We start from the raw sequence: 21,423 nt of genomic DNA, 5'->3' as shown, positions 1-21,423 counted from the left end.
TTCACAACTCCTCCTCAGGACGCGTCGACGGCGCAGGTGAGGCCTCTCCCGGCCCGTTCAGGCGGACTTGTGCACCACGCGCGGCCCGGAGCGTCTCGTGCGCGCGTCGCATCTCCCCCGCCAGCCGTGGATCGGCGTAGGGACTGCCGGCCTCCAGCTGCACGATGACCTCGTCGACGGTCGCGTCGGGCTTGTTCTGGCTGAGCTTGCGCTTGGCCGCCACCTTTGTGGGCGTCAGCCGGAAGCCCACGGTGCCGCGCTCCAGTCGCCGGACGAACTCCTCATCGTTCGGCGGCTGCCACATCAGCCGCGGCCGCGGCAGGGCGCTCTCGAACCGTGCCACCAGTCTCTCCAGCACCCGGAGGTTCTCTTCCGGCGTGAGGATCTCGGGGATGCCGGACAGGTGCACGGCGACGTAGTTCCAGGTCGGGACGTCGGGTCCGGGGAGGTACCACTGCGGAGAGATGTACCCGTGGGGCCCTTGCGCGATGACCAGCAGCTCGTGCTGCCCGAGGCCGTGGATCGCATCGTCGGGCCTGCCGACGTGGCCGACGACCGTGAGATCGTCGCGGTCCTCGTCCAACAGCACGGCGTAGTGCGAGGCGACCAGACCGTCGGGTCCCTGGCTCACGAGCGTCATCCAGGGGTTCTCGTCGAGGATGCGCCGCAGCTCGGCGACGTCGGTCATGGTGAAGCTGGGGTTCTGTCTCATCGGTGTTTCACTTCTGGCAGTTCGGGCACCAGTAGAGCTTTCGGGCGGCCATCTCCTCGAGGACGATCTCGGTGCCGCAGATGCGACACGGCAGCCCTGCCCGGTGGTAGACCCAGTGTCGATCGTCGCGGCTCGCCATGGCGCGCCGGTAGGCCTCGGCGTCGAGGTCGTCCATGGTCATCATCTGGCCCGTCTCGACCCCGATCACGAGCAGGCGCGACCAATCGCGCCAGAGCTGTCGCACGAGCTCTTCGGGAACCAGCTTTCCCGGCGTGTGCGGGTCGAGCAGGGCGCGGTACAGCAACTCCGCCCGATAGACGTTCCCGATGCCGCTGACGACGGATTGGTCCATGAGTAGCAGACCGATCGGCGTGGGCTTGCGGCGGACGGCCGCGACGAAGCGATCTTCGCCCTCGGCGAGATCATCGACCAGAGGGTCGGGTCCGAGTTTCGCGATCGTCGCCTGCACGTCGTCCGGAGTCTGCAGCTCGCAGGCGGTGGGGCCGCGCAGATCCGCAGACGTGACGGCGGTGAGCAGTCGCAGCCGCACCTGGCCGACGACCGGTGGCGGCCACTCGGTGTCGTCGGCGCCTTCCAGGCCGCGTGTCTGCTCACTCATCCGCACATGCACGCGGGTCTTGCGCGGCGCGCCGATCGAGCTCAGGGAGTTCTCGCCCGCGGCGTCGTAAACGGCGTCCAGATCGGTCCCGCGCTGATTGGTCTGGCCCATGCGCCCGTTGGCCGAGGCGATCGTGGGATCGATCTCGATTTCGCCCGCGAAGTCCCACGCGCCGTACATGCCGAGGTGCACCCGGAGCCAGACGTCTCCGTCGAAGGCGAGGAACATCTGCTTGCCGACAGCGCGCACCTCGATCGCTTCGCGGCCGTCGATGACCGCGGCGCCCTCGGCGAAGCGGCCCTGCGGACTGGATGCCGAGACCTCGCGTCCGACGATGTTTCGATCGAACTGGCGGGCGATGCGGTGTACGGAGTGTCCCTCGGGCATCAGCCGGCTTCGGGATCCATCGCGTCGACGGACTCGCCACCCGCCGGCGCGGGCACCGCTGCCCGCGGGTCGGGAAGGAGACTGCCGTCGTGCTCGAACGCCGCCAGCTGGGCGATGCGGCGTGCGTGGCGCTCCTCCCCCGAGAAAGGGGTGGCGATGAAACGGTCGATGAAGGCGATGGCCTCGTCGACGGTGTGCTGACGGGCTCCGATGGAGATCACGTTGGCGTCGTTGTGCTCGCGCGCCAGCTCGGCGGTCGCGATGCTCCAGACGAGGGCGGCGCGGACACCGCGCACCTTGTTGGCGGCGATCTGCTCGCCGTTTCCCGACCCGCCGAACACGACGCCCAGCGTCTCGATCCCGGCCGCCTGATCGCGGACGACGGCCTGGGCGGCGCGGATGCAGAACGCGGGATAGTCGTCGAGCGGGTCGTATTCGATCGGCCCGTGGTCCACGACGTCGTGGCCCTGCCCCGCGAGGTGGTGCTGCAGCTGCGTGGAGAACTCGAGACCCGCATGATCGGTGGCGATGTGGATGCGCATGCCCCCATCCTAGGGAGCCCCGGAACGCCTGCGGCGGCGCGCGAAGAGACGATATGATGGCTTTATCATGCCATTCACTCAGAGCCAGCGCCCCCTCTACGAGGTCAAGGCGAACCTGTTCAAGGGGCTGGCGCATCCCCTCCGCATCCGTCTTCTCGAACTGCTCGCAGGGGCTGAGGAGGTCCGCGTCGCGGACCTCCAGTCCGAAACGGGCCTGGAGGCTTCGCATCTGTCCCAGCACCTCGCCGTGCTGCGCCGTCACCGACTCGTCGAGTCCGAGCGTCGCGCCAGCCACGTCTACTACCGGTTGGCCGACCCCGGCGTCGCGGACCTGCTGACCGCGGCTCGTGAGCTGCTTCTCGGCATCCTGAGCGCGGATGGCGAGCTTCTCGTCGATGCGCAGTCCCTGCCCGCACTGCCTGCGGCGCGCTCGTGAACGTCCGGATCCGCAACCTGCTGCCCTCGCGTCGGGACTACGCGGGGCTGCGGCGCACGTGGCGCGGTGACCTCGTCGCCGGCGTGACCGTCGGCATCGTCGCGCTCCCGCTGGCGCTGGGTTTCGGTGTGAGCTCGGGTCTCAGCGCGGAGGCGGGCCTGGTGACGGCCGTCGTGGCCGGAGTGATCGCCGCGGTCTTCGGCGGCGCGCACGTGCAGGTGTCCGGGCCGACCGGGGCGATGGTCGTCGTCCTGGTTCCGATCGTGGCCGGCCACGGCCCGGGCGCCGTCGTGGTGGTGACGCTCCTGGCGGGCGTCCTGGTGGTCCTTGCCGGCGTGCTCCGGCTGGGGCGCGCCGTCTCCTTCATCCCGTGGCCCGTCATCGAGGGGTTCACGCTCGGCATCGCGGTGATCATCTTCGCCCAGCAGATCCCCGCGCTCGTGTCGTCCCACGTCGCCGGTGCGAGCGAGCACAGCTCCAACGCGATCGTCGCGGCCGTGCAGGCCTTCGCCACTCTCGACCCTGCGTATGCCGCGTGGGCGCTGGGAGCAGTGGCCGTCGTCACGGCATGTATGTGGGGTGCGCCCCGGCTGCACCGCAGTGTGCCCGGGTCTCTGGTCGGCATCGTCGTCGTCGCCGTCGCGGCCCTCGTCGTCGGCACCCCGTTGGCCCGGATCGGTGCCCTCCCCGGCACACTGCCCGCTCCCGCGCTGCCGGCGATCGACCTCTCCAGCCTCGCGGCCCTGACGGCCCCGGCTGCGACGGTCGCAGCGCTGGCCGCCATCGAGTCGCTCCTGTCGGCGCGCGTCGCCGCGAGCTTGGGTGACACGGGGACCTATGACCCGGATCGGGAGCTGATCGGGCAGGGGCTCGCATCGATCGGTTCGTCCCTGTTCGGCGGGATGCCGGCGACCGGCGCGATCGCACGGACCGCCGTCAACGTGCGATCGGGTGGGCGCAGTCGCCTGGCCGCGGTGACGCATGCCGTCGTTCTGCTGCTGGTCGTGCTCGTGGCCGCCGGCCCCGTCGGGCAGATCCCGCTGGCAGCCCTCGTGGGCGTGCTCATGGTCACGGCCGTCCGGATGGTGCATCTCGACACCGTGCGGGCCATTCTGCGCTCCACGCGCGCGGATGCCGTGGCCTTCGTCGCCACGGCCGTCATCACCGTCTCGTTCGATCTGATCGTGGCGGTCGTCATCGGAGTCGCCTTCGCCGGATTCTTCGCGCTGCGCGGCATGTCGCAGGCGTCGCAGGTGCGGCGCGAAGACGTGCGCGGACAGACGCAACCGGGCGACGACCGTATCGCGATCCTGCGCTTCGACGGGCCACTGTCGTTCACCTCCGCCGATCGGGTGTCGGCCGAAGTCGACGCGGTTCGCGGCGTGTCGGTCGTCATCATGCGGATGAGTCAGCTGGAACTGGTCGATGCGACGGGGGCGCACATGCTCGGCGAGATCACGCAGACGCTGGAGCGCCGCGGCATCACCGTGCTCATCAAGGGCGTGCAGCCCCGACACGAGGATCTGTTCCGCACGGTGGGCGTGCTCGCCGCTCTGCGCCACCACAACCACCTGTTCACCGACCTCCCCTCCGCCATCGCACACGCCCGCAGCCACGTGCAGCGTGAAACGACGACCGCGTAGGCTGGATGGGTTGCCGTCGGCGCCAGCAGTGCCGGATGGTTCAGACCCCACCCCTCACCCACGGGAGTACCGCAGTGCCTGGAGAGAACCTCACCCGCATCGAGGCGCAGGAGCGCCGCGCCATCGTCGAGACGCAGTCGTACGACATCGCGCTCGACCTCACTCGTGGCCCGGAGGTGTTCGGCTCACGCACGGTCGTGCGCTTCGGCGCCACCGAAGGTGCGTCGACGTTCATCGACCTGATCGCCCGCGACGTCCGCGAGATCACCCTGAACGGTGACGCCGTGGAGGTGTCCGCCTTCGCCGACTCCCGCATCGCCCTGGAGGGTCTGCGCGCCCAGAACGAGCTGATCGTCGACGCCGACTGCCTGTACACCAACACCGGCGAGGGCCTGCACCGCTTCGTCGACCCGGTCGACGGCGAGGTCTACCTCTACTCGCAGTTCGAGGTTCCCGACTCCCGTCGCGTGTTCGCCGTGTTCGAGCAGCCCGACCTGAAGGCGACGTTCCGCTTCACCGTGACGGCGCCCGCCGCCTGGAAGGTGATCTCCAACTCCCCCACGCCCGAGCCGCTGGCCGGCGATGGTGGCGCCGCGATCTGGGCGTTCGAGCCCACCCCGCGGATCTCGTCCTACATCACCGCCATCGTCGCCGGCCCGTACGAAGCGACCTTCAGCGAGCTGACCAGCGCCTCGGGCGCCGTCATCCCGCTCGGTGTCTACGGCCGAAAGAGCCTCTGGCAGCACCTGGATGCCGAGTACATCTTCGACAAGACGCGTGAGGGGTTCGCGTACTACGAGGAGAAGTTCGGCGTCCCCTATCCCTTCGCCAAGTATGACCAGCTCTTCGTCCCCGAGTTCAACGCCGGCGCGATGGAGAACGCCGGGGCCGTGACGTTCACCGAGACGTACGTCTTCCGCAGCAAGGTGACCGACGCCGTCAAGGAGCGCCGCGTCGTCACGATCCTGCACGAGCTGGCGCACATGTGGTTCGGCGACCTGGTGACCATGAAGTGGTGGAACGACCTCTGGCTCAACGAGTCCTTCGCCGAGTGGGCGTCGACGATCGCCACCGCGGAGGCGACCGAGTGGACCGAGGCGTGGACGACCTTCAACGCGATGGAGAAGACCTGGGCGTACCGCCAGGACCAGCTGCCCTCCACGCACCCGGTCGTCGCCACGATCAACGACCTCGAAGACGTGCAGGTCAACTTCGACGGCATCACCTACGCCAAGGGTGGCTCCGTGCTGAAGCAGCTGGCGGCGTGGGTGGGCATCGACGCCTTCTTCGCCGGCGTCGGTCAGTACTTCCAGAAGCACGCGTTCGGCAACACCGAGCTGTCCGACCTGCTGGTCGAGCTGGAGGCCACGAGCGGCCGCGACCTGTCCGGCTGGTCGCAGAAGTGGCTCGAGACCGCGGGCGTCAACACGCTTGCGCCGGAGCTTCGCGTAAGCGATGACGGCGTCATCTCGCGGTTCGCCATCGTGCAGACCGCGCCTGCCGATTACCCGACGATCCGACCGCACCGCCTCGGCGTCGGCTTCTACGCGCTCGAGGGTGGGGCGCTCGTGCGCACACGCCACATCGAACTCGACGTCGATGGCGACCTCACGGAGGTGCCGAAACTCGTCGGTGAGCGCCAACCCGACCTCATCCTCCTGAACGACGAGGACCTCGCCTACGCGAAGATCCGTCTCGACCCGCGCTCGCTGACCACCGCGATCGACCACCTCGCCGGTATCAGCGATCCGCTGGCGCGCTCGCTCGTGTGGGGTGCGGCCTGGGATCAGACACGGGATGCCGAGGCGTCGGCATCCGATTACATCGATCTGGTCCTGCGCAACATCGGCGCCGAAACCGAGTCCACGACGGTGCGCACCACCCTCGCGCAGCTGCAGCTCGCGGCGAACGCGTACGTCGCCCCCGACAAGCGTGAGGTTGCGCGGGTGCGCGTCGCCGACGGCCTGTGGGCGCTGGCTCAGGGCGCCGAGGCGGGCAGCGACAGCCAGCTCCAGTTCGTCACGGCCTTCGCCTCCGCAGCGGCGACGGCCACACAGTGGGAGACGGTGCGCGCTCTGCGCGACGGTGAGCTGACGTTGCCTGAACTCGAGATCGACGCCGACCTCTCGTGGGCGCTGCTGGTGTCGTTGGCAGCCGGCGGGGTCGTCTCGTCCGAGCAGATCGATGCGGCGCTGGCCGCGGACAACACGGCGAAGGGCGGAGAGTTCGCGGCTCAGGCGAAAGCGGCCCTGCCCACGGTCGAGGCCAAGCGTGCGGCCTGGGCGTCGCTCGTCGACAGCGCCGACCTGCCGAACACCGTCGTGCGCTCCGCCGCTCTCGGATTCGTGCACCCCGCCGGCATCGCGGCGCTGGAATCGTTCGTCCAGCCGTACTTCGACATGCTGCTGCCGGTCTGGGAGTCGCGGACCTACCAGATCGCGAACTACCTCATCACGGGGCTGTATCCCGCGCCGCTCGCCTCCCTGGCATTGCGCGACGCGACCTGTCAGTGGCTCGCCTCGCACACCGAGGCCCCGGCGGCCCTCCGCCGGCTCGTGAACGAGAACCTCGCGGGCGTCGAGCGCGCCCTCGCTGTGCAGGAGCGCGACGCCGACAGCTGATCGCGTCCCGCCACGCTCAGCCGCGCATCCTCCGTCCGGACGAGGGTGCGCGGCTGATCTCATCCTCTCGCAGGATGTGGTGCCGACCTGGGTCGCCGTAGCGTCGAAGCATGATTGTTGCTGAGAACCTCACGAAGAGATACGGAAGCACCACCGCCGTCGACGACGTCTCGTTCACGGTGCGACCCGGGCAGGTGACCGGCTTTCTCGGCCCCAATGGCGCCGGAAAGTCGACGACCATGCGCATGATCGTCGGGCTCGACGCCCCGTCGGCGGGCCGCGTGAGCGTCGGTGGGCACGGGTACACGCAGAGTCGTTCACCGCTCACGGAGGTCGGCGTGCTGCTCGATGCGAAAGCCGTGCACACGGGGCGTTCGGCCCGTGGGCACCTGCGTGCCATGGCGGCGACCCACGGCATCGCGAACACGCGCGTCGACGAGGTCATCGCCCTCACCGGTCTCGAGGCTGTCGCGGGCACGCGCGCAGGGAAGTTCTCCCTCGGCATGGGGCAGCGACTCGGCATCGCGGCGGCGCTTCTCGGCGACCCGCAGACGCTGATTCTCGACGAGCCGGTCAACGGCCTCGACCCCGAAGGCGTGCGGTGGGTGCGTCAGCTCGTGCGTCATCTGGCGGGAGAAGGCCGCACCGTGCTGTTGTCGAGCCACCTGATGAGTGAGATGTCGCAGACCGCCGACCACGTGATCGTCCTCGGTCGCGGACGCGTGATCGCCGACGCGCCCCTTCCCGATTTGGTGCGGGCATGGACGCGCAATGAGGTGCTCGTCCGCACCCCGCGCGCATCCGATCTCGCCGGAGCGCTCGGCTCGCCGGACGTCACGGTGACCGATGCCGGCGACGGAGGCCTGCTCGTCGCGGGCGTCAGCGCTCGCGCGATCGGCGATCTCGCCGCTGAGCGCGGCATCCCCCTGCACGAGCTCACACCACGAACCGGTTCGCTCGAAGAGGCCTACATGGCGCTCACCGAAGGCGCCGTCCAGTACAAGACGAAGGAGATCGCATGACCACCGCGACCGCCCCGACGGCATCGTCCGCTGCGCAGACACGTGCCGCGGCCTCGCCCTACCACCTCACGTTCGCCCGCGTCGTTCGCAGCGAGTGGCTCAAACTGCTGTCGCTGCGCTCGACCTGGTGGTCGCTCGCGATCACCGTCGCGCTCTCGGTGGGCATCTCGTTGCTGATGGCCTCGGCCCTGCGTGACTTCGACGCGGGGTTCGCGCCGGTGATGGTCATCGTCATGCCGATGCAGTTCACGATGCTCGTCGCCGGCATCCTGGGAGCGATCGCCATCACCGGGGAGTACTCCACGGGGATGATCCGCTCGACTCTGACGGCAGAGCCGCGTCGTGGCGCCGTGCTGATCGCGAAGGCCCTCGTCGTGGCGGTCGTCCTGGCCCTGACGACCGCGGTGACCTACGCGATCGCCGTGCTGACGACGGCACCGATCCTCAAGACGGCGATCGACTGGTCGGATCCCACGCTGTCCTGGTTCCCGCTGCTGGCGGGTGTGTTCGCCATGGCGATGTTCGCCCTGATCGGTCTCGGCTTCGGCTTCATCGTGCGCAACGGTGCCGGCGCGATCGCGGCGACCGTGGGCGTGCTGTTCGTCCTGCCGATCGTCCTCAGCATGTTCTCCTTCGCCGGCGAGGGCTGGAAGTGGATCGTGGATGCCAGCGCCTATCTGCCGGTGTCGGGGGCGCAGTCCGCGACCACCGCCGGTGGCGAGGACGTGCTGCGAGGCGTGGCGACCCTCGCGGCATGGCCTGCCGCGCTGCTTCTCGGAGCCTGGGCGAGCCTGCGCGGTCGGGACGCCTGAGCTGGAGGAGATGACGGCTTCCGCGTCCACCCGGCGTGATCCGCCGCTTCTGGGCGCGCCATCCTCGCCTGACCGACGTCATCGTCGCTCTTCTCACCGCCCTGGTGACGTTTCCCGCCCCAGGACGGGACGATTTCGCCGGCGACGCGCGGCTGTGGACGGGGGTGCGTCCCATCGTCGTCGTCGTGCTCACCCTCGCGTGCGTGGCGATGCTCTGGCGTCGCCGTCTCCCACTGGTGCCGTTTTCGCTCGCGGCGGTGGGCGCCGTTCTCGCCGTGTCATCCGGTGCGGGTGTGGGGGCGGCGACGACGGCCGTCGCCGTCTACGCCGTCGCCGTGTACGCGGGGCCCTCGGCCGCGTGGATCGCGTCGGGAATCGTCGTCGGTGGGGCGGCGATGGCCGCGGGCACCGCCGTCCTGCTCGGGGCGTTGCCGTGGTCGACGGCGGTCAACGGGTGCGCCGCTCTTGCGGTGGGCCTCCTGCTCGGGTGCCTCGTGGGCGTGAACATCGGCAACCGCGCCCGTTACGTCGAGGCGCTGATGGAGACTTCCGGTCAGCTGTGGGCCGAACGCTCGCAGCACGCGGAGCACGCCGCCGCTGCCGAGCGTGCGCGCATCGCTCGCGAGATGCACGATGTCGTGGCGCACTCGCTCACGGTGATGGTCGCGTTGGCCGAGGGCGCCACGGCCACGGAGGATGCGGCGCGCGCCCGTGCGGCGACGGGCCCGACCCGATTCGTGTCGTCATCGCCGACGACCAGCAGCTCATCCGGCTCGGGTTCGGGCTGGTGCTCGACGCGGAGCACGACATCACGGTGGTGGGCGAAGCCGCCGACGGCGCCGACGCCGTCGCCCTGTGCATCGCCCTCCGGCCGGACGTGGTGCTCATGGACGTGCGCATGCCCCGCCTGGACGGTGTGGCGGCGACGGCGCGCGTCGTCGCCGAGGCGCCGGAGACGCGGGTGCTGGTGCTCACGACGTTCGACCTCGACGAGTACGCTTTCGGCGCTCTGGATGCCGGGGCCAGCGGCTTCCTGCTGAAGGACGTCGAGCGCAGCGCGCTGGTGACGGCCATTCGCGCCGTGGCAGCCGGCGATGCCGTGCTGGCGCCGCGGGTGACCCGTGAAGTGCTGCGTCGGCGCGCCGTCCGGGCGCCCGCGTCGCACTCCGTGGACGATGCCGAGAGGTCGGCCATCGAGGCGCGGGTGGGCGAGCTCACGCCTCGGGAGAAGGACGTGTTCTTCGCGCTGGCGCGCGGGCTGACGAACGCCGAGATCGCGCGCGAGCTGTTTCTCAGCGAGAGGACCGTGAAGACCCACGTCGGTCGCGTGCTCGCCAAGCTGGGTGCGCGAGATCGCATTCAGGCCGTCATCATCGCCCATTGGGGTGGGTGGGCCGACGACTCCCCCGCGGGTTCCCAGAACGGGCAGAGCCGGCCTCGTTAGGATTGAGGAGATGCGGTACTTCTCTGACTCCGGCGGCGGAGCGACGGCCCCCGTGATCGACCCCGGGGTGTGGACGGCGATCCTCACCTGGCTGGGCGAGGCCGGGGTGAACCTCCTCACGATCGCGGGCATCATCGTCGGTGCGTTCATCGTCTCGTGGGTGCTGCGCCTGGTCATCCGGAGGATCGTCAACCGGATCGTCTCCGGCGCCAAGAGCAAGGCGAACGTCGATGACACGCAGGCGTTGGAGCGCTCACCGCTGGCCGCCATGCGGCTCGTGCAGCGCACCCGCACGCTCGGGTCGATCCTGCAGAACATCGTCAACGTCGCGATCGTCACCATCGCCATCCTGCTGACCTTCAACGTGCTCGCTCCCAGCGCGCTCGGCTCCTTCGCGCTGCTGTCGGCGGCGATCGGCGCCGGCCTCGGCTTCGGTGCGCAGAACATCGTCAAGGATGTGCTCAACGGCATCTTCATCGTCGCCGAGGATCAGGTCGGCATCGGCGACGTCGTCGATCTGGGTCTGGCCACCGGCATCGTGGAGTACGTCAGCGTCCGCATCACGCACGTCCGGGACGTCAACGGGACACTCTGGTACGTACGCAACGGCGAGATCACCCGCATCGGCAACATGTCCCAGGGATGGTCTCGTGTGATCATCGACCTCGCTCTGCCGGTCGACGTCGAGATCGATCAGGTCGAGAAGACCATGCTCGCCACGGCGAAGAACCTCGCGAAGGATCCGAAGTGGCGCACCCGCGTGATCGAGCAGCCCGAGGTGTGGGGCCTGGAGTCGATCACGGGGGACGCGCTCGTCATCCGTCTCGTCATGAAGACGCGTGCCAACGCGAAGGACGATGTCGCCCGGGAACTGAGGATGCGTCTGAAGCGGGCGATGGACGAAATGGGCGTCACCCTTCCGTCGATGAACACGGTCATGCTGGCCGGCCTCGAGGGCGCCCAGCGCGTGCGCGGCGCCAACCCGCCGCGCACGCGGCCGACACCCGTCGCGACGGCGGACGGCAAGGGCATCTGGAAGCCCAAGCGCGGCGGAAAGGCGGCCCCCGCGCCGACGGCCTCCGGCGGGGCGGATGCCGCGACGTCCCCGGACGGCTCGACGACGACACCGAAGAAGACGGATGAGGAGAGTTCGTGAGCGACGACGCGGAGACGTTCTATGCGCAGGTCGGCGGGCACGAGACCTTCGTGCGGCTCGTGGATGCCTTCTACCGCGGCGTGGCCGCCGACGACGTGCTCAAACCGATGTATCCCGAGGACGACCTGGGCCCCGCCGCCGAGCGGCTCACCCTCTTCCTCGAGCAGTACTGGGGCGGACCGACGACGTACAGCGAACGACGCGGGCATCCACGTCTGCGCATGCGGCACATGCCTTTCCACGTCAATCCGGACGCGCGGGATCGATGGTTGACGCACATGCGCCGTGCCGTCGACGAGCTTGAGCTGTCTCCGCTGCACGAAGCCACACTCTGGGACTACCTCCAGCGCGCCGCGCATGCCATGGTGAACACATTCGAGCCGCGTGGGATCGGTCCCGAACGGACCCCCACGGCATCCTCGCTACCGCTTCATCCCTCGGATCCGACGAGCTGACGCTCCCCCTCCGGCACGGGACCACGACGAAGGAGTCGACGATGGCAAAGTCACAGCATCACGAGGCGGACGTGCTCGTGATCGGGTGGGGCCTTGCCGGGCTCGTGGCCGCGACGGAAGCGGCCGCCGCCGGGCGGCGCGTGATCATCGTCGACCAGGAACCACGCGCCAACCTCGGCGGCCAGGCGTTCTGGTCGTTCGGCGGCCTGTTCTTCGTCGATTCTCCGGAGCAGCGACGGCTCGGAATCTCCGACTCCCTCGAGCTCGCCCGTCAGGACTGGTTCGCCACGGCGCAGTTCGACCGCGACGATGATCATTGGCCGCGCCAGTGGGCCGAGGCCTACCTCGACTTCGCGAGCGGAGAGAAGCGGGCCTGGTTGAGGGAGAAGGGGGTCGGCTTCTTCCCCGTCGTCGGGTGGGCGGAGCGCGGTGGATACAACGCGACGGGCCCGGGAAACTCTGTGCCGCGCTTCCACATCACCTGGGGAACGGGCCCAGGACTGGTCGCGCCGTTCCAGGCGTCCGTGGAGGCCGCGGAAGCGACCGGGCGCATCACGATCCTCCCCCGTCACCGCGTCACGGCACTGAGGACCCACGCGGGAGGTGTGACGGGCGCGCACGGCGACGTGCTCGCCCCCTCAGCGGCCGTGCGAGGAGAGCAGACGTCGCGGGACGTCGTCGGCTCGTTCGAGATCCTCGCGGCCGCGACGATCGTGTCCTCCGGCGGCATCGGCGGCAACCACGATCTCGTCCGCGCACAGTGGCCGGCGCGATTGGGCACGCCGCCGACGCGGATGATCACGGGCGTCCCCGCGTACGTCGACGGGTCCATGCAGCCCGTCGCGCGGGCGGCCGGGGCGCACCTGATCAATGGTGACCGCATGTGGCACTACGTCGAGGGAATCCAGAACTGGAGTCCGATCTGGCCGAACCACGGCATCCGGATTCTCCCGGGCCCGTCGTCGGTGTGGCTCGAGGCGACGGGTGCGCGCCTCCCGGTGCCGTTGTACCCCGGGTTCGACACGCTCGGCACACTGGCGCACCTGCGGCGCACGGGACATGACCATTCCTGGTTCGTGCTGTCGCAGAAGATCATCGAAAAGGAGTTCACGCTCTCCGGAAGCGAGCAGAATCCCGATCTCACCGGGAAAGACGTGCGTCTGCTGCTGCGTTCGCGACTCGGCAAGTCAGCCGCAGGTCCCGTCAAAGCCTTCATGGACCGGGGAGCGGATTTCGTCGTCCGCAGGTCGTTGGACGAGTTGATCGAGGGCATGCGGGCTCTTCCCGGTGGCGAGGTGCTCGATCCGGAGCTCGTGCGCCGCGAGATCGAGGCGCGCGACCGCGAGATCGCCAACGACTTCACGAAGGATGCGCAGATCGCGATGCTCAGATCCGCACGCGCGTTCCGCGGCGACCGCCTCATCCGCACCGCGGCACCTCACCGGATTCTCGACCCGGCGAACGGACCGCTGATCGCCGTCAAGCTCCACGTCCTCACGCGGAAGTCTCTCGGGGGCATCAAGACAGACCTGTCGGCACGGGCGTTGGACGAACGGGGCTCCGTGATCCCGGGGCTGTTCGCCGCCGGTGAGGCGGCGGGCTTCGGCGGCGGCGGTGTGCACGGCTACCGGGCTCTGGAGGGCACCTTCGTCGGCGGATGCCTCTTCTCCGGTCGCATCGCGGGACGAGCGGCAGCCGGTTAGTGTGCCATCGCCGCGGGGCGGGTCAGATCACGTTTCAGGCGACGCCCGTCGCCCGAACCTCCGTCAGCCCCGTGTGCACGCGCGTCCGTGTCAGCACGTGCCCGCGTTGCAGAGTGATCCGCGTCCACGGGCCGCTGCGCCGAACCGCAGCCGTCTCGCCACCGGCGATGAAGCCCAGAGCGAAGGCGGCGAACGCCACCCCACGGGGCAGCTGGCCCAGCTCCCCGTCGGCCTCCCCCCAGACCTGGGCGCGCACGAGCCGGACCACGTCTTCACCGGCGGCCTCGGGGACCGCTTCGGCCACGGCCGCGATGCCCCATTTCGCGCGCGAGGCGAGTGTGGCGGCCTCGATGCCGCTCTCCTCCACCCAGCCGCCCCGCGGCGGAGACACTCCCGCCCACGGTGCCGTGACGGCGGAGTCGGGGAGAACAACCGCGCGCGGGTCGTCGCCGATCGTGAGTGACGCGGCATCCACGACGAGATCGCACTCGAGTTCGGGGTCGACGCGCACGAACCGCATCCCCAGCACGGTCGGGGTGGACTCCAGCAGGCTCTGGGGTGCGAGCGGCGCCGACGTCAGCGCGAGTGTCCCCCCTGCGGCGCGCAGGCGCACGGCGCCGTCACCGAGTCTCGCAGCGCGGTCGGCGAAAGTGAGGACGTCCGACGTCGTCGAAGGGTCGGGGAACCACAGCTGTGCAGACATCCGACTTAAACTATCAAGCGGTACGGATCACGGACGGAGGGCGTGTGGGAGCAGGGATGCGCGGCGAGACCGATCCGGTCGCCGAAATGCTGGACGTCCTGGATATCTCCTCCGGTGACGCCCGAACGACCGAGGACATCTTCACCGGGATCTCCCACCCGATGCCGGCGGGCCGCATCTTCGGGGGCCAGGTGCTGGCCCAGGCCATCATCGCCGCGGACAGGACGACCGGCGACGATCGCGTGCCCCATTCGATGCACGGGTACTTCCTGCGCCCCGGCGACGCGACGCGGGGAGTCACCCTGTCGGTCGATCGCATCCACGACGGCCGCTCCTTCTCCACGCGCCGCACGCAGGTCTACCAGGACGGGGTGCCGATCTTCTCGATGATCGCCTCCTTCGAACACGAGGATGCCGGGTTGGACCACCAGAGCCGCATGCCGGAGGACGTCCTCGGTCCCGAAGAGGCGCTCGCGCGATGGGAGACGACGCGGCGGCATCCGCTGTCGCAGCGTCTTCTGGATCGCAACCCGATCGAGGTCGTGCATGCCGAGGGAGCGATCTACGACGCGGTGCATGGCGAGCACGTTCCCGCCCAGAACGTCTGGATGCGGGCGAAGCGGCCTATCGGGAGCGATCCCGCGCTGCATCGCGCCGTCTTGGCCTATATGAGCGATCTGACCATCCAGGAGCCGGTGCTGCGCGGTCATGGGATCGCCTGGTCGCAGCCGGGGCTGAAGGTCGCCAGCCTCGATCACGCGATGTGGTGGCACCGGCCCGTGCGCGTCGACGAGTGGCTGCTGTACGTGCAGAACTCGCCCAGCGCGCGCGCAGGGCGCGGGCTCTCTTCGGGTCGGATCTTCACGCGCGAGGGCGAACTCGTCGCTTCGGTCGGGCAGGAGATCATGGTCCGCGTCCCCTGACACCGGCTGACTCGTCGGGCTGTCAGCGCCGCCGGAACGACACCGGGTCACCGAGGTAGGGAGCCCACGCGTCACGCATCGTGTCGGTGAGTCGCACCGGTCGGAAGGTGTCTGCTTCGACGAGCACGACGGATGAGGATGCCTTCGCATACAGCGTCTGACGCTCGTCGCCGCGCGGGCTGTAGACCTCGTAGCAGACCTCGATGCTCGATCCCCCGAGCTTTCCGAACCACATCTGGATGTCGAGCGGCTCGCGCCGGTACGGCACCGGCGCGAGGTACTCGATCTCCTGATGAGCGATGAGCGTCAGCACACCGGCATCCGTACCCGCCTCGATCACCGCCGTGTCGGGTGCTTCGTCGCCGAAGACCGGCGTCCAGAACACCCGCACGCGCGCTTCTTCGAGCAGCTTCAGCATCGTCGCGTTGTTGACGTGGTTGAAGGCGTCGAGGTCGCCCCATCGCAGGTGGATGGGGACGTGCAGTCGCTCAGTCACGGGTGAGCTTGCGGTGGGTCGAGCGGTGCGGCTTGGCCGCGTCCGGGCCGAGGCGCTCGATTTTGTTGGCCTCGTACGCCTCGAAGTTGCCCTCGAACCAGTACCACTTGTCGGGGTGCTCGTCGGTGCCCTCGTAGGCGAGGATGTGGGTCGCGATGCGGTCGAGGAACCACCGGTCGTGGGTGATCACCACCGCGCAGCCCGGGAACTCCAGGAGGGCGTTCTCGAGCGAGCTCAGCGTCTCGACATCGAGGTCGTTGGTGGGCTCGTCGAGCAGGAGCAGGTTGCCGCCCTCCTTCAGGGTGAGTGCCAGGTTGAGACGGTTGCGCTCACCGCCGGAGAGCACCCCCGCCTTCTTCTGCTGGTCCGGGCCCTTGAAGCCGAACTTCGACACATAGGCACGCGAGGGGATCTCGGTCTTGCCGACCGTGATGATGTCGAGGCCGTCCGAGACGACCTCCCACAGCGTCTTGTTCGGGTCGATGTTGGCGCGGCTCTGGTCGACGTAGCTGATCTTGACCGTCTCGCCGACCTTGAGATCGCCGCCGTCGAGCGGCTCGAGGCCCACGATCGTCTTGAAGAGCGTCGTCTTTCCGACGCCGTTGGGGCCGATGACACCCACGATGCCGTTCGGGGGCAGGCTGAAGCTCAGCCCGTCGATGAGGGAGCGATCGCCGAAGCCCTTCTGGAGCTTCTTGGCTTCGATGACGACGCTGCCCAATCGGGGACCTGCCGGGATCTGGATCTCTTCGAAATCGAGCTTGCGCGTACGCTCCGCCTCGGACGCCATCTCTTCGTATCGGGCGAGACGAGCCTTCGACTTCGTCTGACGCCCCTTCGCCGAGGAACGGACCCAGTCGAGCTCGTCCTTGAGGCGCTTGGCGAGCTTCGCGTCCTTCTTGCCCTGGATGTCGAGGCGCTCGGCCTTCTTCTCCAGATAGGTCGAATAGTTGCCCTCGTAGCCGATGAGCCGGCCGCGGTCGACCTCGGCGATCCACTCCGCGACATTGTCGAGGAAGTACCGGTCGTGGGTGATGGCGATGACCGCGCCCTTGTACGACTGCAGGTGCTGTTCGAGCCAGAGAACGCTCTCCGCGTCGAGGTGGTTGGTGGGCTCGTCCAGCAGCAGCAGGTCGGGCTCCAGCAGCAGCAGCTTCGCCAGTGCCACCCGGCGGCGCTCGCCTCCGGAGAGCTTGGTCACGGGCTCGTCCGCGGGCGGGGTGCGCAGCGCGTCCATGGCCTGCTCGAGCTGCGAGTCGAGGTCCCAGCCGTCGGCCGCGTCGATCTCCTCCTGCAGCACGCCCATCTCGGCCAGCAGGGAATCGAAATCTGCGTCCGGGTCGGCCATGAGCGCCGAGATCTCGTTGAAGCGGTCGACCTTGGCCTTGATCGCCACGCCCTCCTGGATGTTCTCCAGGACCGTCTTGGTCTCGTCGAGCTCGGGCTCCTGCATCAGGATGCCGACAGTGAAGCCCGGCGTCAGCTTGGCCTCACCGTTGGACGGCGCGTCCAGACCGGCCATGATCTTCAGGATCGTCGACTTGCCGGCGCCGTTGGGGCCGACCATGCCGATCTTGGCCCCGGGGAGGAACGCCATCGTGACGTCGTCGAGGATGAGCTTCTCGCCCACCGCTTTGCGGGCACGGACCATGGAGTAGATGTATTCGGCCATAACGGGCCAAGTCTACGCGGCCGTGGTGACCTCCACGGCGTGCGGGCGGCTGGTCACCAGTCGATCGGGCGTGTCTGTCCGACCAGGCACGTGCCCTCCGGCACGAGCGGAAGCACGCGCGCCTGCGGGCCGGGTACCGACGGGCCGACCTGTCCGACCAGGCACTCGCCCTTCCACTTGACGGAGAACTGGATCGAGTCGGCCTGATTTCCGACCGTCGTCAGATCCTGCGTGACTTCCATGGCCGACTTGTCGAAGCCGCCCGCAGTGAGCGCGTCGATGTATGCCCGCCCCTGCGCCGTCTGTGGACCGGACGCCACCGCGTCGATGATCGACGTGAAGTAGGGCAGATTCTGGGTGGCAGAGCCGTTCGGCATCAGCGCTGGTCCCGTCGGAGTCGGTGTGGGTGTTGCCGTGGGCGTGAGGGACACCGACAGTGTGGGTGTCGGGGTGGGGGCTGCGGTGGTGCAGCCGCTGAGCATGAGGACCACGCCGACGCATGCGGCGAGGGAGAAAGGGACCGCACGCTGACCGACGTTTCGCACGTCACGAGTCTAGGCGGCGTCAGAACGGGGTTGTGTCCTCGCCCGCTGTGGCCCACCCGCTGGCGCCGACGAGGGCGACATCCGGTTCTTCGGGTGAGGAGGCCGCGTCGCTGGAAGCCTCCGTGCTCTGTGGGATGTCGGAGGGGCCGTCGCCGGGCACGGCCCACACCGTGCTTTGCGCCACAGTAGCGGACGCCGACGGTGTGGTTCCCTTCTGGAAGCTCGTGGTGCCGAACATGAGGTCATGGCCGAGTCCTTCGGCGTCGATCTCGGCGGAGGATCCGCTCTTTCCTCCCGACTCCCATTGCTTGACGCGGAACCGTCCGGTGACGATGACCCGCTGCCCCTTCTCCAACGATGCCAGGGCGTGATCGGCCAGCTTCCTGTATGCCGAAACCCAGTACCAATTGGTGTGACTGTCGACCCACTGACCGTTCTCGAGGCGTCGTTCGCTGCTCGCGAGTCGAAAACTGATGGCGGGGATGCCGCCCGGCAGTTCCCGACGCTCGGGCTGGGACGCGACGTTGCCGATGACGGTGATGCGATCGCTCATGATGACTCTCCTTGTCTTCGATGCCCGGACGATCCGGCTGGCGCCGCGACCGGCGTATCCTTCGTGCGCCGCGGCACCCCCAGCGTCCTTCTCGCCGCAGAGCGTCGACGCGAGGCGCGAGCAGATTGTGGAGACGGCGCCGAAGCGCAGAGATGGGGAGGAGGCGTCGATCGGTCGTCCGACGGCGGCGCCCGGGGGTGCCGACGATGTCGGAGGGAGAACGTATCTTCGAAAGTGGCGGTGTCGGTGACGGTGACGGGAGTGGCGACATGATCAGTGCGGCAACGGCCCTACCTCGGTCCGTGCGCGGGTGTTCCTTGCGAGCGGTGTCCGACCGTCGGTGGAGGGTCATCGACAGACGCGGCATCGTGATCGGACACGTCCGGCGCGAGCAGTCGGCGCAGGGGACGCGTTTTCACGCGGAGCGCTTCGAACTCGCCCGAGCCAGAATGCGCGAGCTGGGCTCGTTCTGCAGGCTCGACGAGGCGGTCGAGTGCCTGGCGTATCTGCGCTGACGAGCAAGCCGCGCTCGTCACACCACCACCGCGTCGAGGATCTCGCCGCCGTGCACGGGGGCGGCGGCTCGCACCGAGGGCCACGCGTCGGCGAGCGTGTCGACGGCGCGTCGGAGCTCCTCGGGTGGTGCCGTGAAAGGCAGGCGGAGATGACGGTCGTGCGTCCCGTCGACCCCGAATCGCGACCCGGACGAGAGAGAAACGCCATGGGCGCGGGCTGCGAGGACGAGCCCCGTGCTCAGAGGCGCATCCAGCTCCACCCAGAGCGCCACGCCGCCGTGCACCTGCGGGATCTTCCACTCCGGCAGGCGGCGGGTGAGCGCATCGACGAGAGCGTCTCGGCCCGATCTGAGCAGCAGAGAACGCTGCGTGAGAATCTCCGGCAGGTGGCTGAAGAGACGAGCGGCGACCGCCTGCTCGAAATCCGGTGTGCCCAGTTCCCTGGCGGGGCGCGCCGCGACGATTCGCTGCACGAGTTCCCCGTCCGCGCGGATCCACCCGATGCGCAGACCACCCCAGACGATCTTGCCGAGCGAGCCGACGCGCACCACGGCATCGTGGCCGAACGCCGGTGATGCGGCGGGAACGTCGATGGTCAGATCGGCGGTGGTCTCGTCGATGACGAGAGTGGAGCGCGAGGCGCGGGCAGCGTGTGCGAAGGCTGCCTCTTCCTCGTCCGTCATCGAGCGGCCCGTCGGGTTCTGGAAGCGTGGCATCAGATAGGCCATCCGTGGCTGCGTTCGTGTGAACACTTGAGCCGCGCGATCGAGGTCCCAGCCTCCGCCGATCGTGACCGGCACAGCTACCAGTCGCGCGCCGGCGGCACGAATCGCCTCGGCCGCATGGGGGTACGTCGGCGTCTCGATGACCACCCGATCCCCACGACCGACGAGAACGGTCGACAGGAGGTGGATCGCCGACTGCGCACCTGTCGTCACGACGATCTGGCTCGGGTCGGTCGGGATGCCGCGTGCGCTGTATCGGTCTGCAATCGCTTCTCGGAGTTCGATGGCGCCCCGGATGTCATAGCCCGACCGAGCGACGATGCGTGCGGCATCCGCCGCGGCCTCCGCGATGATGCCGGCGAGCCCCGGCCACGCGGCGGGACTGGCCTGTTGCAAATCGATGGCGCCGGTCGTGGCCGCTGCGCCTCCGATGTCACGGCTCGGCCGCGCCGTCGTCACGCTTCCCGATCCGCGAAGGCTTGCGATATGACCGGTGTCGCGCAGGCTGCGATATGCCGCAGCGACCGTCGTTCGGCTCACCGAGAGTGCAGCGGCGAGTTCTCGTTCGGCGGGAAGAGCGGTGTGCGCGGCGATGCGGTTGTCGAGGCACAGGATGCGGATGCTGTCGGCGAGGGCCTCATACGCCGGCTCCCGCGTGCGCCACCCGCCCAGCATCCCGGCGAACGTCCGCGCCCCGATCCTCGAGTCCATGGTGGCCACAGTATCCGAATTGGACTGGTAGTAGATGTCCAATTGTGAGATTGGATTGCTGCATGACTGCACGTCTTGCTCGCCTGCTCATCGGTCTCATCCTCTACGGCGTTGGTTGCGGCGTCATGGTGCAGGCCCAGATCGGCGTGGATCCTTGGACGGTCTTCGCGCAGGGACTGTCGGTGCAGACGGGGGTGGGCATCGGATGGATCACGAACCTCGTCGGCCTGCTCGTGCTGCTGCTGTGGATTCCGCTGCGCCAACGGCCGGGCATCGGCACCCTTGCCAACATTCTCCTCGTCGGAACCAGCATGCAGCTGACGATCTTGGCGCTTCCGGCGATGAACGGATTCGTGACGCAAGTGATCGTGTTCCTCGGCGGGATGGCGCTGGTCGCGCTGGCGTCGGGAATCTACATCGGAGCGCATTTGGGGCCGGGGCCGCGCGATGGCCTCATGACCGGCATGAACTCCCGGCTCGGGTGGCCGGTGTGGGCATGTCGACTCACGATCGAGGCGACCGTGCTTCTGTTCGGGTGGCTCCTCGGCGGCACCGTGGGACTCGGCACGGTGCTGTTCGCAGCCGGCATCGGTCCCCTGGTCCACGTCGCTCTGCGACTGCTCGACGTGTCACGTCGCGGGGCCGCGGCCCAGGTCGACCCCGGTCGAGACCCGGTCGCGGCGGCGGGCGCCCCGCGCGTGGGCTGATCCGATCGCGCAGGGACGCGCCGTGGCGGTGCGGGCTGCGCAGCAGAGCGCCTAGTGCTGGCGGAACTGCGGCCAGTCGGACCCGGGAGCAAGGTGGCTGTGGAGGGCGCTCTTCGCGACCTCCATGGACGGATACGTGCCGACACTCGCGGTGGCGCCGGCGACCGTGGGCGTGTAGCCCTCCTCGCTCTTTCTCACCGTGCCGACGACGTTGCCGTCAGTGCCGTATGCGACCCACAAGGTGGATGATGCCGAGGTCATGATGACTCCTCTCGTCACCGCCGACGGTACGCGCTCGCGGCGGAACTATCGAGGGGTCGG

General features: G+C 68.8%; 24 protein-coding genes and 1 pseudogene. 13 read left to right on the top strand and 12 right to left on the bottom strand.

Annotated elements, in window-relative coordinates; all coding sequences use genetic code 11:
* Nucleotide 1: 1 nt before the first annotated feature.
* Genes AS96_RS02910 through AS96_RS02900 form a run of 3 tightly spaced genes read right to left on the bottom strand, consistent with a single transcriptional unit; the run spans nt 2 to nt 2,260 of the window.
* Nucleotides 2–712 (bottom strand): FMN-binding negative transcriptional regulator, encoded by a 711-nt coding sequence (locus AS96_RS02910; RefSeq protein ID WP_036285454.1) that lies wholly within the window; start codon nt 710–712, stop codon nt 2–4.
* 7 nt (nt 713–719) lie between these two features.
* Entirely contained in the window at nt 720–1,718 is a 999-nt protein-coding gene (locus AS96_RS02905; protein ID WP_036285452.1) for an Fpg/Nei family DNA glycosylase, read from the bottom strand.
* A complete protein-coding gene (locus AS96_RS02900; RefSeq protein ID WP_036285450.1) occupies nt 1,718–2,260 on the bottom strand; it encodes a ribose-5-phosphate isomerase in 543 nt (180 codons plus the stop codon). Before AS96_RS02900 ends, AS96_RS02905 begins: the two co-directional genes overlap by 1 nt.
* 67 nt (nt 2,261–2,327) lie before the next feature.
* On the opposite strand from AS96_RS02900, the gene AS96_RS02895 reads away from it, so the two are divergent.
* The 5 genes from AS96_RS02895 (at nt 2,328) to AS96_RS02875 (ending at nt 8,794) form a co-directional block, all read left to right on the top strand.
* Nucleotides 2,328–2,696 (top strand): ArsR/SmtB family transcription factor, encoded by a 369-nt coding sequence (locus AS96_RS02895; RefSeq protein WP_005050323.1) that lies wholly within the window; start codon nt 2,328–2,330, stop codon nt 2,694–2,696.
* Complete coding sequence (locus tag AS96_RS02890; protein ID WP_036285448.1) at nt 2,693–4,339, top strand: SulP family inorganic anion transporter; 1,647 nt, start codon at nt 2,693–2,695, stop codon at nt 4,337–4,339. Before AS96_RS02895 ends, AS96_RS02890 begins: the two co-directional genes overlap by 4 nt.
* 74 nt (nt 4,340–4,413) lie before the next feature.
* Complete coding sequence (pepN, locus tag AS96_RS02885; RefSeq protein WP_036285567.1) at nt 4,414–6,960, top strand: aminopeptidase N; 2,547 nt, start codon at nt 4,414–4,416, stop codon at nt 6,958–6,960.
* Between the two features lie 110 nt (nt 6,961–7,070).
* Nucleotides 7,071–7,982 carry an ABC transporter ATP-binding protein gene (locus AS96_RS02880; protein WP_036285445.1) on the top strand — a complete coding sequence of 304 codons (912 nt, stop codon included), beginning with the start codon at nt 7,071–7,073 and terminating at the stop codon, nt 7,980–7,982.
* Entirely contained in the window at nt 7,979–8,794 is an 816-nt protein-coding gene (locus AS96_RS02875) for an ABC transporter permease (protein WP_036285443.1), read from the top strand. Before AS96_RS02880 ends, AS96_RS02875 begins: the two co-directional genes overlap by 4 nt.
* Nucleotides 8,795–9,116: 322 nt before the next feature.
* Here AS96_RS02875 and AS96_RS15890 read toward each other — a convergent pair whose 3' ends face one another.
* Nucleotides 9,117–9,245 carry a hypothetical protein gene (locus AS96_RS15890; protein ID WP_269319584.1) on the bottom strand — a complete coding sequence of 43 codons (129 nt, stop codon included), beginning with the start codon at nt 9,243–9,245 and terminating at the stop codon, nt 9,117–9,119.
* Between AS96_RS15890 and AS96_RS15975 the strand changes: the two are divergent.
* Nucleotides 9,190–9,456: pseudogene (locus AS96_RS15975) on the top strand (histidine kinase); the annotation flags it as partial. The gene AS96_RS15890 and the pseudogene AS96_RS15975 overlap by 56 nt on opposite strands.
* Here the strand turns inward: AS96_RS15975 and AS96_RS15410 are convergent.
* Nucleotides 9,348–9,599 carry a hypothetical protein gene (locus AS96_RS15410; RefSeq protein WP_197017255.1) on the bottom strand — a complete coding sequence of 84 codons (252 nt, stop codon included), beginning with the start codon at nt 9,597–9,599 and terminating at the stop codon, nt 9,348–9,350. The pseudogene AS96_RS15975 and the gene AS96_RS15410 overlap by 109 nt on opposite strands.
* Here AS96_RS15410 and AS96_RS02865 point away from each other — a divergent pair.
* From AS96_RS02865 to AS96_RS02850, 4 genes are read left to right on the top strand one after another with little or no spacing between them, the layout of a single operon-like run.
* Nucleotides 9,528–10,238 carry a response regulator gene (locus AS96_RS02865; protein WP_036285564.1) on the top strand — a complete coding sequence of 237 codons (711 nt, stop codon included), beginning with the start codon at nt 9,528–9,530 and terminating at the stop codon, nt 10,236–10,238. The genes AS96_RS15410 and AS96_RS02865 overlap by 72 nt on opposite strands.
* Nucleotides 10,239–10,248: 10 nt before the next feature.
* A complete protein-coding gene (locus AS96_RS02860; protein ID WP_036285441.1) occupies nt 10,249–11,394 on the top strand; it encodes a mechanosensitive ion channel family protein in 1,146 nt (381 codons plus the stop codon).
* The gene (locus AS96_RS02855; protein ID WP_036285439.1) at nt 11,391–11,849 is read left to right on the top strand and encodes a globin; all 459 of its coding nucleotides are present in this window, start codon (nt 11,391–11,393) and stop codon (nt 11,847–11,849) included. The genes AS96_RS02860 and AS96_RS02855 overlap by 4 nt, the downstream gene beginning before the upstream one ends.
* Before the next feature lie 41 nt (nt 11,850–11,890).
* Entirely contained in the window at nt 11,891–13,552 is a 1,662-nt protein-coding gene (locus AS96_RS02850) for an FAD-binding dehydrogenase (RefSeq protein ID WP_036285437.1), read from the top strand.
* A gap of 34 nt (nt 13,553–13,586) precedes the next feature.
* On the opposite strand, the gene AS96_RS02845 is transcribed toward AS96_RS02850, so the two are convergent.
* Nucleotides 13,587–14,255, bottom strand: coding sequence for a hypothetical protein (locus AS96_RS02845; RefSeq protein WP_036285435.1), 669 nt, complete (start codon nt 14,253–14,255; stop codon nt 13,587–13,589).
* Nucleotides 14,256–14,311: 56 nt separating this feature from the next.
* Between AS96_RS02845 and AS96_RS02840 the strand changes: the two genes are divergently transcribed.
* Nucleotides 14,312–15,178, top strand: coding sequence for an acyl-CoA thioesterase (locus AS96_RS02840; RefSeq protein ID WP_036285433.1), 867 nt, complete (start codon nt 14,312–14,314; stop codon nt 15,176–15,178).
* A 22-nt stretch (nt 15,179–15,200) separates the two neighbouring features.
* Here the strand turns inward: AS96_RS02840 and AS96_RS02835 are convergent, their stop codons facing one another.
* The 4 genes from AS96_RS02835 to AS96_RS02820 are packed head-to-tail and all read right to left on the bottom strand — an operon-like array spanning nt 15,201 to nt 18,444.
* Nucleotides 15,201–15,674 carry an acyl-CoA thioesterase gene (locus AS96_RS02835; RefSeq protein WP_005050305.1) on the bottom strand — a complete coding sequence of 158 codons (474 nt, stop codon included), beginning with the start codon at nt 15,672–15,674 and terminating at the stop codon, nt 15,201–15,203.
* Nucleotides 15,667–17,346, bottom strand: coding sequence for an energy-dependent translational throttle protein EttA (gene ettA / locus AS96_RS02830; protein ID WP_036285431.1), 1,680 nt, complete (start codon nt 17,344–17,346; stop codon nt 15,667–15,669). Before ettA ends, AS96_RS02835 begins: the two co-directional genes overlap by 8 nt.
* A gap of 53 nt (nt 17,347–17,399) precedes the next feature.
* On the bottom strand, nt 17,400–17,891 hold the full coding sequence (locus AS96_RS02825) for a DUF6993 domain-containing protein (protein WP_036285429.1): 492 nt from the start codon (nt 17,889–17,891) through the stop codon (nt 17,400–17,402).
* Nucleotides 17,892–17,910: 19 nt separating this feature from the next.
* Nucleotides 17,911–18,444: a single-stranded DNA-binding protein gene (locus AS96_RS02820; protein ID WP_036285416.1), complete on the bottom strand. Its 534-nt coding sequence runs from the start codon at nt 18,442–18,444 to the stop codon at nt 17,911–17,913.
* A 368-nt stretch (nt 18,445–18,812) separates the two neighbouring features.
* Between AS96_RS02820 and AS96_RS15600 the strand changes: the two genes are divergently transcribed.
* A complete protein-coding gene (locus tag AS96_RS15600) occupies nt 18,813–18,959 on the top strand; it encodes a hypothetical protein (protein ID WP_231477064.1) in 147 nt (48 codons plus the stop codon).
* A 17-nt stretch (nt 18,960–18,976) separates the two neighbouring features.
* On the opposite strand, the gene yczR is transcribed toward AS96_RS15600, so the two are convergent.
* Nucleotides 18,977–20,395 (bottom strand): MocR-like transcription factor YczR, encoded by a 1,419-nt coding sequence (gene yczR / locus AS96_RS02810; RefSeq protein ID WP_036285414.1) that lies wholly within the window; start codon nt 20,393–20,395, stop codon nt 18,977–18,979.
* 62 nt (nt 20,396–20,457) lie between these two features.
* On the opposite strand from yczR, the gene yczE reads away from it, so the two are divergent.
* Entirely contained in the window at nt 20,458–21,102 is a 645-nt protein-coding gene (yczE, locus tag AS96_RS02805; RefSeq protein WP_051498729.1) for a membrane protein YczE, read from the top strand.
* Between the two features lie 51 nt (nt 21,103–21,153).
* On the opposite strand, the gene AS96_RS02800 is transcribed toward yczE, so the two are convergent.
* Complete coding sequence (locus tag AS96_RS02800) at nt 21,154–21,363, bottom strand: hypothetical protein (RefSeq protein WP_036285410.1); 210 nt, start codon at nt 21,361–21,363, stop codon at nt 21,154–21,156.
* Nucleotides 21,364–21,423: the final 60 nt, after the last annotated feature.

Origin of the sequence: Microbacterium sp. MRS-1 (genome assembly GCF_000585455.1) — a bacterium.
Lineage (GTDB): Bacteria > Actinomycetota > Actinomycetes > Actinomycetales > Microbacteriaceae > Microbacterium > Microbacterium laevaniformans.
This window is presented reverse-complemented; position numbering and strand designations above follow the sequence as displayed.

Coding starts and splice junctions, on each gene's coding strand:
- yczE (WP_051498729.1), top strand. CDS start 20,458: ATGACTGCACGTCTTGCTCGCCTGCTCATCGGTCTCATCCTCTACGGC.
- AS96_RS02900 (WP_036285450.1), bottom strand. CDS start 2,260: ATGCGCATCCACATCGCCACCGATCATGCGGGTCTCGAGTTCTCCACG.
- AS96_RS02875 (WP_036285443.1), top strand. CDS start 7,979: ATGACCACCGCGACCGCCCCGACGGCATCGTCCGCTGCGCAGACACGT.
- AS96_RS02840 (WP_036285433.1), top strand. CDS start 14,312: ATGCGCGGCGAGACCGATCCGGTCGCCGAAATGCTGGACGTCCTGGAT.
- AS96_RS02820 (WP_036285416.1), bottom strand. CDS start 18,444: ATGAGCGATCGCATCACCGTCATCGGCAACGTCGCGTCCCAGCCCGAG.
- AS96_RS02910 (WP_036285454.1), bottom strand. CDS start 712: ATGAGACAGAACCCCAGCTTCACCATGACCGACGTCGCCGAGCTGCGG.
- AS96_RS02845 (WP_036285435.1), bottom strand. CDS start 14,255: ATGTCTGCACAGCTGTGGTTCCCCGACCCTTCGACGACGTCGGACGTC.
- AS96_RS02880 (WP_036285445.1), top strand. CDS start 7,071: ATGATTGTTGCTGAGAACCTCACGAAGAGATACGGAAGCACCACCGCC.
- AS96_RS02850 (WP_036285437.1), top strand. CDS start 11,891: ATGGCAAAGTCACAGCATCACGAGGCGGACGTGCTCGTGATCGGGTGG.
- AS96_RS02895 (WP_005050323.1), top strand. CDS start 2,328: ATGCCATTCACTCAGAGCCAGCGCCCCCTCTACGAGGTCAAGGCGAAC.
- yczR (WP_036285414.1), bottom strand. CDS start 20,395: ATGGACTCGAGGATCGGGGCGCGGACGTTCGCCGGGATGCTGGGCGGG.
- AS96_RS02905 (WP_036285452.1), bottom strand. CDS start 1,718: ATGCCCGAGGGACACTCCGTACACCGCATCGCCCGCCAGTTCGATCGA.
- ettA (WP_036285431.1), bottom strand. CDS start 17,346: ATGGCCGAATACATCTACTCCATGGTCCGTGCCCGCAAAGCGGTGGGC.
- AS96_RS02860 (WP_036285441.1), top strand. CDS start 10,249: ATGCGGTACTTCTCTGACTCCGGCGGCGGAGCGACGGCCCCCGTGATC.
- AS96_RS02800 (WP_036285410.1), bottom strand. CDS start 21,363: ATGACCTCGGCATCATCCACCTTGTGGGTCGCATACGGCACTGACGGC.